Here is a 12,423-nt window from a genome sequence, read left to right as displayed (position 1 = left end):
TTCCTGCTTTAAAGCATAAAAATTTATGTACTTTTGCGGGAAAATTACATATAAACAATTTTAGTTGTATCATGGCAAATGTGATTAAGATTAAAAAGGGTTTAGACATTAATCTGAAGGGTAAAGCTTCGGATGTACTGCTAAACGGTCGGAAAAGTGATAGCTATGCTATCGTTCCCGATTATTATAACGGTATTATCCCCAAAGTTGTTGCCAAAGTAGGAGAAAAAGTCAAAGCCGGTTCTGTATTGATGATCGATAAGAACCGCCCGGAAATCAAGTTTGTTTCACCCGTAAGTGGTGAAGTAACTGCCGTAAACCGAGGAGAGAAGCGTAAAGTCCTTAGCATTGTTGTTAAGCCGGACACGCAGATCGAGTATGAAGATTTCGGCAAGAAAAATGTGTCTTCACTGAAGGGTGAAGAGGTAAAAGAAGCCCTGCTCAATAGCGGTATGTGGCCTTTTATCAAACAGCGTCCGTACGATATCGTAGCAACGCCGACAGATCAGCCACGCGATATTTTCGTGTCGGCCTTCTATTCTGCTCCGCTGGCTCCCGATTTCGACTTCATCCTGAAGGGACAGGAAGCTGATTTCCAGACTGGGCTGGATGCGTTGGCAAAACTTACCAGTGGTAAAGTTTATGTAGGCATCCGTAAAGGTTCTTCCGTGAATGTGAAGAGTGTTGAAACAGTAGAAGTTGAAGGACCGCATCCTGCAGGAAATGTAGGGGTGCAGATCAATCACATTAAGCCTGTTAATAAAGGCGAAGTGGTTTGGGTGGTTAATCCTGCCGACGTGATCGTTATCGGTCGCCTGTTTAACAAGGGAGTTGCTGATTTTAGCCGGATGGTTGCTATCACTGGTTCTGAAACAACAGAAAGAGGATACATCAAAACTATTTCCGGTTGTACGATCGACAGTCTGGTGGCTGGAAAGATCCTGGAAGGTAAAGAAGACCTGCGTATTATCAGCGGAAACGTGCTGACCGGTACAAAAGTTCGTAAAGACGACTATCTGGGAGCTTACGACAACCAGATCACAGTGATCCCTGAAGGAGACAAAACTTATGATTTCTTCGGTTGGGCAACTCTTGGATTCGGTAAGTACAGCGTTAGCCATTCTTATTTCACCTGGTTGGCCCCGAAAAGCAAAGAATATGTGATCGATGCCCGCATCAAGGGAGGTAAACGTGCGATGATCATGTCTAACGAATACGATAAAGTATTCCCGATGGACATTATCCCCGAATACCTGCTGAAAGCTATCATCGCTTTCGATATCGATAAAATGGAAAATCTGGGTATCTATGAAGTAGCTCCCGAAGATTTTGCACTTTGTGAATTTGTTGACACTTCCAAGATCGAACTGCAGAAGATCGTTCGTCAGGGTCTGGATCTGTTATACAAGGAAATGAATTAATAACATAAAAAATTAGAATACATTGAAAGCGTTAAGGAATTACCTCGACAAGATTAAGCCTAACTTTGAGGAAGGCGGAAAGCTGGCGATGTTCGGTTCTGTATTCGAAGGTATCGAAACATTCTTATTTGTTCCGAGCACTACCTCGAAATCAGGCGTGCATATTCACGACTCTATCGATTCAAAGCGTACCATGACTGTGGTTATCATCGCTTTGTTGCCTGCTTTGCTTTTTGGTATGTACAACGTCGGTTACCAACACAATCTGGCTGTTGGTGCTGATCCGGGATTTTTGATGACCTTCATCTTCGGTTTCCTGGCCGTACTGCCTAAAATTATTGTTTCGTATGTAGTAGGTCTGGGTATCGAATTTGCTGTTGCCCAGGTGAAGAAAGAAGAAATTCAGGAAGGTTTCCTGGTTTCCGGTATATTAATCCCGATGATTGTTCCTATCGATACTCCGCTGTGGATGATCGCTGTGGCTACTGCTTTTGCAGTTGTTTTTGCCAAGGAAGTATTTGGTGGTACAGGCTACAACGTATTTAACGTTGCATTGGTAACACGTGCATTCCTGTTCTTCGCATATCCGGCTGCCATGTCCGGCGACCAGGTATTCGTTCGCACAGCCGATACATTCGGACTGGGTGCCGGTACTGTAGTAGATGGTTTCTCAGGAGCAACTCCTCTGGGACAGGTTTCTATTGCCGGTAAAGACATGATCGGTTCATTCCAGACAGTAGACGTATTGGGTAACCCGTTGTCTACATGGGATATGTTCCTGGGATTGATTCCGGGTTCAATCGGTGAAACATCCGTCTTGGCTATCCTGATCGGTGCCGTGATTTTGCTGTATACTCAGATCGCAAGCTGGAAAACAATGCTGTCTGTATTTGTAGGTGGTGCTTTAATGGCTGCTATCTTCAATATGATAGGAACTACCGTTGCTATGTGTGTATCTCCAGTCGATCACTTGTTCCTGGGTGGTTTTGCTTTTGGTGCCGTATTTATGGCTACCGACCCTGTAACATCTGCACGTACTGAAACTGGTAAATATATTTATGGATTCTTAGTGGGAGCTATGGCTATCATTATCCGTGCACTGAACCCGGGTTATCCCGAAGGTATGATGCTCGCTATCCTGTTGATGAATGTATTTGCTCCGCTGATTGACTACTATGTGGTAGAAAGCAACATCACACGTCGTTTAAAGAGAGCAGTGAAGTAACATTATAATAAGAAGTAGAATTATGAATAGAGATAGTAATGTATATACCGTAGTATATGCTTCTGTAATGGTTCTTCTGGTTGCTGTTGTGTTAGCTTTCACTTCGCAGTCGTTGAGAAGTTTCCAGAAAAAGAATGAAGATAACGATAAAAGACAACAGATCCTGCGTTCAATCAACGTATCGGTTCCGGCTAATGAGGCTGAAGCTAAATACAATGAATTGATCAAGGAGTCTTTCCTTGTTAATGAAAATGGAGAAAAAGTAGAAGGTGACGCATTTAGTGCAACACCCGAACAACATCCTGTATTCGTAGCCAGTGTAGATGGTAAGACCAAATATATCATGGCTCTTTCAGGTGCTGGTTTGTGGGGACCTCTGTGGGGGTACCTTTCTGTTGATGACGATAGAAATACAATTTATGGTACTGACTTCAGCCACCAGGGAGAAACTCCGGGATTGGGTGCTGAAATAGCGAAACCTCAGTTCAGTAATGAATTTAAAGGAAAGAAACTGTTTGTCAACGGTGAATTTAAATCTGTGGCTATCGTAAAACCGGGTAAGAGTGTTGCCGGTCAGGATTATGTGGACGGTATTTCCGGTGGTACGATCACAAGTCAGGGTGTCGATCACATGTTGTTCAATAGCCTGAGTGGTTATGTTAAGTTTTTAACCTCACAAAATCAGTAAGAAGATGGGATTATTATCAAGTAAGAATAAAGAAGTATTGTTAGGCCCGTTGAGCACTAACAACCCTGTGATCGTACAGATGCTGGGTATCTGCTCTGCGCTGGCTGTAACATCGAAGCTTGAGCCGTCTATAGTTATGGGACTTTCCGTGACGGCTGTTGTGGCTTTTGCCAACGTGATTATTTCGTTGCTGCGTAATACAATTCCTAACCGTATCCGTATTATCGTACAGTTGGTGGTTGTTGCTGCGCTGGTAACTATCGTAAGTGAAGTATTGAAAGCTTTTGCCTATGACGTAAATAAGCAGCTTTCCGTGTTCGTTGGTCTGATCATTACCAACTGTATCCTGATGGGACGTCTGGAAGCATTTGCCTTGGGTAACGGTCCGTGGGAGTCTTTCCTGGACGGTATCGGTAATGGTCTGGGATATGGTTTGATTCTGGTGATCGTAGGTTTCTTCCGCGAATTGCTGGGTTCAGGTACGTTACTTGGATTCCAGGTGATTCCGCAGGCATTCTACGACTTCGGCTATGTAAACAACGGTTTGATGATCCTGCCTCCGATGGCTTTGATCGTAATTGCCGTGATTATATGGGTTCACCGTTCTAAGAACAAAGAACTTCAAGAAAATTAATGCAAACTATTAAACGAATAATAGAATGGAAGAATATTTAAGCACGTTTGTCCGCTCGATCTTCGTAGACAACATGATTTTCGCATACTATCTGGGTATGTGTTCTTTCCTGGCTGTTTCCAAGAACGTAAAGACTGCTTTAGGATTGGGTATGGCTGTAACGTTCATCCTGGTATGTACGTTGCCGATCAACTATATGCTCGAAAATTATATTTTGAAAGAAGGCGCCATGAGCTGGTTGGGCGCTGAATATGCAGGTGTGAACCTGAGTTTCCTTTCACTGATCATCTTCATCGCCATCATTGCTTCATTTACGCAATTGGTTGAAATGGTAGTAGAAAAGTTCGCTCCGGCCCTGTATGCTTCTCTGGGTATCTTTTTGCCGCTTATCGCTGTAAACTGTGCTATCCTGGGTGGATCTCTGTTTATGCAGCAGAAAGCATTCTCTAATGTAGGGGTTGCTACTGTATACGGTTTGGGTTCTGGTATCGGTTGGATGCTGGCTATCGTTGGTATGGCTGCTATCCGCGAAAAATTAGCTTATTCGGATATTCCAAAACCTTTGAAAGGTCTGGGTATCACCTTTATCATTACCGGTCTGATGGGTATGGCATTTATGTGCTTCTCCGGACTTAAGATCTAAGTATTAACGCATTAAACAAAAATAAAGATGATTATATTAATGTCGGGCGGACTTACCATTGCGGTGGGAGCAGTTGTATTCCTGGTGATTACACTGATCCTTGTAGGTGCGCTTTTATTTGCGAAAGCAAAATTAATACCATCGGGCAATGTGAGGATGGTTGTTAACGGAGAGAAGGAATACGATGTTCCCATCGGTGGAACCGTATTGAATACACTTCAGAGCGAAGGTATTTTCCTTTCATCTGCTTGTGGTGGTAGCGGTAGCTGTGGTCAGTGCCGTTGTCAGGTGCCTGAAGGTGGTGGAAATATTCTTCCTACGGAAGTTGGTTTCTTTTCTCGTAAACAGATCAAGGATCATTGGAGACTGGGATGTCAGACTAAGATAAAAGAAGATATCAAGATCAAAGTTCCTGATGAAGTATTCGGTGTAAAAGAATGGGAATGCGAAGTGATCAGCAACAAGAACGTGGCAACTTTCATCAAAGAGTTTATCGTGGCATTGCCTAAGGGTGAACACATGGACTTCGTCCCGGGTTCTTATGCACAAATCAAGATCCCTGCATATTCGATGGATTATGATAAAGATATTGATAAAGATCTGATCGGTGACGGCTATCTTCCTGCATGGAAGAACTTCGGTTTGTTCGGTTTGAAATGTCAGAACACAGAACCGACTATCCGTGCTTACTCTATGGCTAACTATCCTGCAGAAGGCGACCGTATCATGTTGACTGTACGTATCGCAACTCCTCCTTTCAAACCGAAAGATCAGGGTCCTGGCTTCCAGGATATCATGCCGGGTATCGCTTCTTCTTATATTTTTACCCTGAAACCGGGTGATAAGGTAATTATGAGTGGCCCTTACGGTGATTTCCATCCGATCTTCGACTCTAAGAGAGAAATGATGTGGGTCGGCGGTGGTGCCGGTATGGCTCCGTTGCGTGCTCAGATCATGCACATGACTAAGACATTGAAGACTACAGATCGCAAGATGACTTATTTCTATGGTGCACGTGCATTGAATGAAGTATTCTATCTGGAAGACTTCCTGGCAATTGAAAAAGAATTCCCGAACTTCGAGTTCCGTCTGGCACTTGACCGTCCTGATCCTGCAGCTGATGCAGCAGGTGTGAAGTACACTGCAGGATTCGTTCATCAGGTAATTTATGATACTTATCTGAAAGATCATGAAGCTCCTGAAGATATCGAATACTACATGTGTGGTCCTGGCCCGATGTCGAAAGCTGTAGAAAATATGCTTGACAATCTGGGTGTGCCTCGCGAAATGTTACATTTTGATGACTTCGGTGCATAAATAGAGGTTATTCACAAGCCTTAATAGATAAAAAGGGAAGAAATAAATAATTTCTTCCCTTTTTTTGTTTTTAGTGTTTCCTTCATTGAAAATTAATATAAAATTCATTGGTACAAATCTTTACGCTTTTTCAAAAGATGAAAATCAACTCCTTTTCTAAAGAAAAAATAGAGAAAATATACTTTTTCATGTAATATCGTGCAGCATTTCCCGTTGTTATTACATCTTAGCTAATATAGACATAAAAATTGAGCAAGATTATGAAGTCGTTGATTCTATCTTTTTTCGCAGTAATATTAGGTTATTCTCTTCTTTTTAACGAGAAAGAGGAGATTCAGCAGCCCATCCACGGTGTTGACAATTCTGTGTATATTCAAAAAACTGATACGCAGAGAATTGATTCTATCGAAATATATCGCGACAGAACTGCGTACGCGTTATAATATTTGTTTAAGAAAACTACTCTTAATAGCAATATTTATTCGATAAAAGTTTGTTTATTAAATAAATATTGCTATGTTTGTTCCGTATAATTGTTAACATACGGAAATGCTGCATTCATTTATCACTATATATACTTCTGATCTTTGGATAACCATGCTCTTTGGAGTATTGGTTTTTCTGTGTTTGCCTGTATTCTCAGGTGAACTAAATAAATTACCTCAAATTAATAATGTGATCCATATTACTCCGGTTGCATCTGATACTGTTTTTGCGGGGAGACAGGACGGACTGACGGCGTATAAGGGAATCATTATTCCTCATACAACACGTTACAGATACTTGATAAGAAATTCCAGGTATCGATTGGGCTGATGAACCCTTATCCGGCAGAAAGACGCTGAAGGATAAGGGGAGAGGCTTTGTGGAAAAACTTAAGTGCTTATTGTCTGTTCTATATTTCAGGCAAATAAGAATAATGTTATTGCCTTTTCCTTTCAATTTTCATCCCTCCAGAATACCATATTCGGGAATTCCCTCCAGAAAAGAATAAGTTAGATTTTCGTAATCGATCTTGCAACAGAAATGACTGATGCCGTTGCTGACTGTCAGGTAACGTACGTGCAAGACCATGTTATAACGCACTATCTGGTCGAATACGGCGCTCGTTATCTCTATGGTAGGGGCTTTATACTCCACGATCATTAAAGGGGCTAAAAAGCGGTTGTATGCAACCGTGTCACAGCGCTTGGCTGTTCCGTTCAGTTTCACAGGAACTTCATTGGCCAGGAGCTCTTTTGGATATCCTTTGTCCGTCACCAGATAATTCACAAAATGTTGACGTACCCATTCCTCGGGAGTCAAGGCTACATATTTGCGGCGTACCGGATCGAATATGACGGGCTTCCCGTCTTTTTCCTTTACTTTCGCGGCGAATGATGGCAGGTTTAATGATAGCATTTACTATATTTGTCGTTTATATATGCACTATAATTCTACCCTCAAAGGTAATGATTTATGAAAACAAAACAAGAAATCGTTGAAAATTGGTTACCCCGTTATACGGAGCGTAAACTGGAAGATTTTGATAAGTATATCTTACTCACTAACTTTACCAAATATGTCGAGCTGTTTGCCGAACATTTTGATGTTCCTATTCTGGGATTGAAAAGTTCGATGCCTAACGCATCGGCCAAAGGGATTACGATCATTAACTTCGGTATGGGAAGTGCGAATGCAGCGACTGTTATGGATCTGTTGTCGGCAGTCAGCCCGACAGCTGTCCTGTTCCTTGGAAAATGCGGTGGCTTGAAAGCGGCCAATAATCTGGGAGATTATGTTTTGCCGATCGCTGCCATTCGGGGAGAAGGTACTTCCAACGAATATTTGCCACCCGAAGTCCCGTCTCTTCCTGCTTTTTCAATGTTGCGTGCTATATCTTCTGCGGTTCGCGATAAGGGAAAAGATTACTGGACTGGAACGATCTATACTACCAATCGTCGTGTCTGGGAATATGATACGGCGTTTAAAGATTACCTGAAACGTACGCATGCTACCGGAATCGATATGGAGACGGCCACTTTGCTAACTGCCGGGTTCGCCAATAAGATTCCTACCGGAGCCTTATTGATGATTTCTGATAAACCGATGGAAGAAGATGGGGTGAAGACTGAAGCCAGCGACCGGATAGTTACCCAGAACTTTGCTCCTGAACATGTAAAACTTGGAATAGAAGCTCTCCGTCAGATCATCGATGATAAGAAAACGGTTCGTCATATTCGCTTCAGTTGGTAATATTAAAGTTCTATTATGGCAAAAAAAGAAAATACGTTTGAAGAAATATGCCGGGATATAGTAGCTAAGAAGTTTCAACCTGTCTATATCCTAATGGGTGAAGAACCTTTTTTCATGGATCGGATAACAGATTTGCTCCTGGAGAATGTGTTGTCTGAATCCGAGAAAGATTTTAACCAGATGATCATGTATGGTGCAGACACAGATGCAGCCATGATCATAAATGCCGCCCGCCGATTCCCGATGATGTCGGAATATCAGTTGGTGGTTGTTCGCGAAGCTCAGTTGGTTCGTGATATAGAGTTGCTGACCAATTACGTAAAAAGTCCGCTTAAATCGACAGTTCTGGTTATTAATTACAAATACAAAACTTTGGACAGGCGGAAAACATTGGCTTCAGCTACAGACAAGACAGGCATTTTATTTGAATCGAAAAAGATTCCGGATTATAAAATGCCGGCGTTTATCGTCTCGTTTATGCAACAGCGTTCTATTGGGATCGATCCCAAGGCCGCTCAGATGCTCTCAGACTTCCTTGGAAACGATTTAAGTCGTCTCAATAAGGAATTAGACAAGCTGGCGCTGATCTTGCCGGAAAAGGCCGCAAAACGCATCACTCCGGAGTTGATAGAACAGAATATCGGAATAAGCAAAGAATACAATAACTTCGAGCTGATAAAAGCACTTGCAGTGAAAGATGTACTAAAAGCAAACCGGATAGCTCAATACTTCGAGAAAAATCCTAAAAGCAATCCGATACAGATGACCCTTCCTGTAATTTTTAACTATTTCTCAAACCTGCTGATTTGCTACTACACCAAAGACAGATCGGAGACAGGTATAATGACAGCACTAGGTTTACGGGGTACTTTTCAGGTGAAAGATTATATGACCGGACTTAGAAATTATCCGGCAATGAAAGTTTTTAATCTGATCAGTGATATCCGGACAACTGATGCCAGATCGAAAGGAGTAGAAAACACTTCTGTCTCTGATGCGGATCTTCTAAAAGAATTACTTTACAAAATTCTTCATTAATACAAATTCACGAATACGATAAAATTGCTTGCGCACTAAATTCTGATTATGTGCGCAGGCAATTTTCGTTATATGTGCATCTGATTTTAAGAACCTGCCCAAGTATTGCTATTCTGTGACTTTTTCAAGGCTATTTTTCTGGAACGAACCAAAACTTGAACAAGGAAAACTACCTTCTGCTTTTTGTTTTTCAATTATTGAGTATGCAAATTACCCCTCTGAGAATTTAATATTTCTTTCTTTCTGTACAGATGTATACAAATATCATCTAAAAATCAAGTTTTAGGGGATATGATACAAAAGTATATGCTTTTGAATAAAAGAATGAGAATGAAGTAGGACATTTTGACAGAAGTGATTTAGATGAACTAGATGCGTGATCACAATTATAACAAAATAATAGGTGGTTACAAATGTATTTAGATACATTTGTGTAACAATACAGGGGTAGAGTGGTTACTTATGTTTCGTATACTTGGTTTATACATTTGTATCAAGTTACATTACTAATATAAATCAATAAAAATAGGTTTAAATACTGTTATAGTCAATATATATGATAAAAGGTCAAAAGCCAGGCTTTTATAACGAAATACCGATTGTTTACATTAATTTATTCTAATATAATCGCATATTAATGTAAATTTTCGTGTAAAATCAGATAAAAATAAATCCATAATGCATTATATTACAGTGTTTTATTTATTTAAATCATAAGTTTAAGTTTAGCTCTATTTTACTGCAATTAAATAGGTTTACAGAAGTGATCGTTAGATGTGTAACGGCGTGGTTACATATGTATTGGTTTATTGTTATAATTATAAATTGCACAATTGAAAATAATGATTTATATTTGTATCGGTGTATAATTCTATATTATACTGGTGTAAACAGACATATTGGCAGTAATTTTCGATAAAAAATCGTTTTTTAGTCATGAAAGATCGTATTCTAACAGTAATGGAACATGAAGGATTGACTCCTTCTAAATTTGCTGAAGCAATCGGCATCCAACGTTCAGCTATGTCACATATTATATCTGGAAGAAATAATCCGAGTCTGGATGTGCTGGTTAAGATACTGGAACGGTTTACTTATGTAGATTCCGACTGGCTTCTATTCGGTAAAGGTAATATGATACGTCAACATGTGTTAACTGAGCCTGATTTGTTTACAAATACGGCGATAAATCTGTCCGATGGGCAGGAAACTCCCGAATATCGCAAGGAAATCAGGGTTGAGACACCTGTAAACTCCCCTAAACCTCCTGTAATTGAACAGATTGTATATCCTGAAAAGACATCCAGAAATGTAAGCAAGATAATGATATTTTATTCGGATAATACATTTGAGACTTTTACTCCCGAAAAAAACAAGAAAGACTAAGCGAACATTGGGGATTACGTCTTATTCATGTATCTTTGTATAGAAATTGAGTAATCATATTATATGAAGAAGTACATGTTAGATATGAAGGTTACTGAAAACAACCGCCTTCATAAAAATTATTGCCTGCTAAAGTTGACCTGTGACGACACTTTGCCGGAAATGCTTCCCGGTCAGTTCGTTCAGGTTCTTGTGGATAACTCTCCTACAACATTTCTTCGCCGACCTATTTCAATTAACTTTGTAGATAAAACAACCAATGAATTATGGTTGCTTATCCAGTTGGTTGGTGATGGAACTCGTCGTATGGCAGAATACCGCCCCGGAGATATTGTAAATATTATGTTGCCGCTAGGTAACAGCTTTACAATACCGGCAAAAGAAGATAAAAACCAAAAGCTTCTGTTAATTGGTGGTGGTGTGGGCACGGCTCCTATGTTATGCCTGGGAGCTACATTGAAGAATGCCGGTTTTGAGCCGGTTTTCCTATTGGGAGCGCGTTCGAAAGACGATGTGTTACAACTGGATGAGTTTAATAAAATAGGAACTGTTCACATAACTACCGAAGATGGCTCTTTGGGTGAAAAAGGTTATGTAACAAACCATTCCATATTGAAAAACGTTCATTTTGACAGAATTTACACCTGTGGACCTAAACCGATGATGGTTGCTGTAGCTAAATATGCTGCTGCGGAAGCGATCACATGCGAAGTCTCTTTAGAAAACACAATGGCTTGTGGTATAGGTGCTTGCCTATGTTGTGTAGAAAAGACTCAGAAAGGTCATGTATGTGTTTGTACTGAAGGTCCCGTATTTAATATAGAAAAATTGACATGGCTGAGTTAAATGTAAACATAGGAGAATTGCAGTTAAAAAACCCGGTAATGACTGCTTCCGGAACTTTTGGATACGGAGTTGAATATTCTGACTTTATGGATATCTCCAGACTGGGTGGTATTTTTGTAAAAGGTACGACTATCCAACCACGTGAAGGAAACTTGTATCCGCGTATGGCGGAAACTCCTTCCGGAATGTTGAATGCCGTAGGTTTACAGAACAAAGGGGCACAATATTTTGTAGATAATATCTATCCGGAAATCAAGGATATCGACACCCACATGATCGTAAATGTGAGTGGATCGTCTGTGGAAACCTACGTGGAATGTGCAGAAAAGATAGCCGAACTGGATAAAATACCAGCTATCGAACTTAACATTTCATGCCCGAATGTGAAGCAAGGCGGTATGGCTTTTGGCGTAACAACCTGCGGTGCGGCTGAAGTTGTGAAGGCTGTCCGCAAGGTTTATCCGAAGACCCTTATTGTAAAACTTTCTCCTAATGTGACTGACATTACAGAGATAGCCAAAGCGGTCGAAGGCGAAGGTGCCGACTCTGTTTCACTGATCAATACTATGCTTGGAATGGCTATCGATGCAGAGAAACGTAAACCGATATTATCTACAATAACCGGTGGTCTTTCCGGGCCCTGCGTAAAGCCGGTTGCCCTGCGTATGGTGTGGCAAACATATAAAGCAGTAAAAATACCAATCATTGGTTTGGGCGGTATTTCAAACTGGAAAGATGCCGTCGAATTTATGTTGGCGGGAGCTACGGCAATACAGATAGGTACATACAATTTTGTCGATCCGACCGTATCCGTGAAAGTGATCGATGGCATGAATGAATATCTCGACAGACACGGATTTAAGTCTGCAAAAGAACTTATCGGAGCTTTAGAAGCATGATATTTCAATAGAAAAAGTGTCTGTTCAAACCAAAACAGGCACTTTTCTTCGTTTTATATTTAGTATATATAGACCACAATCAAGTAAAAAA

The 12,423-nt window shown here is 40.7% G+C and carries 12 protein-coding genes; 11 read left to right on the top strand and 1 reads right to left on the bottom strand.

Annotated elements, in window-relative coordinates; all coding sequences use genetic code 11:
* Window positions 1-71 precede the first annotated feature (71 nt).
* The 6 genes from HMPREF1212_RS11725 to nqrF are packed head-to-tail and all read left to right on the top strand — an operon-like array spanning window position 72 to window position 5,928.
* The gene (locus HMPREF1212_RS11725; RefSeq protein WP_028729405.1) at window positions 72-1,421 is read left to right on the top strand and encodes a Na(+)-translocating NADH-quinone reductase subunit A; all 1,350 of its coding nucleotides are present in this window, start codon (window positions 72-74) and stop codon (window positions 1,419-1,421) included.
* A gap of 22 nt (window positions 1,422-1,443) precedes the next feature.
* Window positions 1,444-2,646 (top strand): NADH:ubiquinone reductase (Na(+)-transporting) subunit B, encoded by a 1,203-nt coding sequence (locus HMPREF1212_RS11720; protein WP_028729404.1) that lies wholly within the window; start codon window positions 1,444-1,446, stop codon window positions 2,644-2,646.
* Window positions 2,647-2,668: 22 nt separating this feature from the next.
* Window positions 2,669-3,334, top strand: a complete 666-nt coding sequence (gene nqrC / locus HMPREF1212_RS11715) for an NADH:ubiquinone reductase (Na(+)-transporting) subunit C (RefSeq protein ID WP_046149472.1) — start codon at window positions 2,669-2,671, stop codon at window positions 3,332-3,334.
* 4 nt (window positions 3,335-3,338) lie between these two features.
* Complete coding sequence (locus tag HMPREF1212_RS11710) at window positions 3,339-3,968, top strand: NADH:ubiquinone reductase (Na(+)-transporting) subunit D (RefSeq protein ID WP_028729402.1); 630 nt, start codon at window positions 3,339-3,341, stop codon at window positions 3,966-3,968.
* A gap of 25 nt (window positions 3,969-3,993) precedes the next feature.
* Window positions 3,994-4,611 carry an NADH:ubiquinone reductase (Na(+)-transporting) subunit E gene (gene nqrE, locus HMPREF1212_RS11705; RefSeq protein WP_028729401.1) on the top strand — a complete coding sequence of 206 codons (618 nt, stop codon included), beginning with the start codon at window positions 3,994-3,996 and terminating at the stop codon, window positions 4,609-4,611.
* A gap of 27 nt (window positions 4,612-4,638) precedes the next feature.
* A complete protein-coding gene (nqrF, locus tag HMPREF1212_RS11700; RefSeq protein WP_081693398.1) occupies window positions 4,639-5,928 on the top strand; it encodes an NADH:ubiquinone reductase (Na(+)-transporting) subunit F in 1,290 nt (429 codons plus the stop codon).
* A gap of 945 nt (window positions 5,929-6,873) precedes the next feature.
* Here the strand turns inward: nqrF and HMPREF1212_RS11690 are convergent.
* Complete coding sequence (locus HMPREF1212_RS11690; RefSeq protein WP_028729398.1) at window positions 6,874-7,329, bottom strand: type I restriction enzyme HsdR N-terminal domain-containing protein; 456 nt, start codon at window positions 7,327-7,329, stop codon at window positions 6,874-6,876.
* A gap of 57 nt (window positions 7,330-7,386) precedes the next feature.
* On the opposite strand from HMPREF1212_RS11690, the gene HMPREF1212_RS11685 reads away from it, so the two are divergent.
* From HMPREF1212_RS11685 to HMPREF1212_RS11665, 5 genes are all read left to right on the top strand, one after another.
* Window positions 7,387-8,163 (top strand): AMP nucleosidase, encoded by a 777-nt coding sequence (locus tag HMPREF1212_RS11685; protein ID WP_028729397.1) that lies wholly within the window; start codon window positions 7,387-7,389, stop codon window positions 8,161-8,163.
* A 15-nt stretch (window positions 8,164-8,178) separates the two neighbouring features.
* On the top strand, window positions 8,179-9,201 hold the full coding sequence (gene holA, locus HMPREF1212_RS11680) for a DNA polymerase III subunit delta (protein WP_028729396.1): 1,023 nt from the start codon (window positions 8,179-8,181) through the stop codon (window positions 9,199-9,201).
* Window positions 9,202-10,137: 936 nt separating this feature from the next.
* Entirely contained in the window at window positions 10,138-10,587 is a 450-nt protein-coding gene (locus HMPREF1212_RS11675; RefSeq protein ID WP_046149471.1) for a helix-turn-helix domain-containing protein, read from the top strand.
* 63 nt (window positions 10,588-10,650) lie between these two features.
* Window positions 10,651-11,433: a dihydroorotate dehydrogenase electron transfer subunit gene (locus HMPREF1212_RS11670; protein ID WP_046149470.1), complete on the top strand. Its 783-nt coding sequence runs from the start codon at window positions 10,651-10,653 to the stop codon at window positions 11,431-11,433.
* Window positions 11,421-12,332, top strand: a complete 912-nt coding sequence (locus HMPREF1212_RS11665) for a dihydroorotate dehydrogenase (RefSeq protein WP_046149469.1) — start codon at window positions 11,421-11,423, stop codon at window positions 12,330-12,332. The genes HMPREF1212_RS11670 and HMPREF1212_RS11665 overlap by 13 nt, the downstream gene beginning before the upstream one ends.
* Window positions 12,333-12,423: the final 91 nt, after the last annotated feature.

Source organism: Parabacteroides sp. HGS0025 (assembly GCF_000969845.1).
In the GTDB taxonomy this organism is placed as follows: domain Bacteria; phylum Bacteroidota; class Bacteroidia; order Bacteroidales; family Tannerellaceae; genus Parabacteroides; species Parabacteroides gordonii.
The sequence above is the reverse complement of the archived record's forward strand: the minus strand, read 5'-3'. Positions and strand labels throughout refer to the sequence as shown.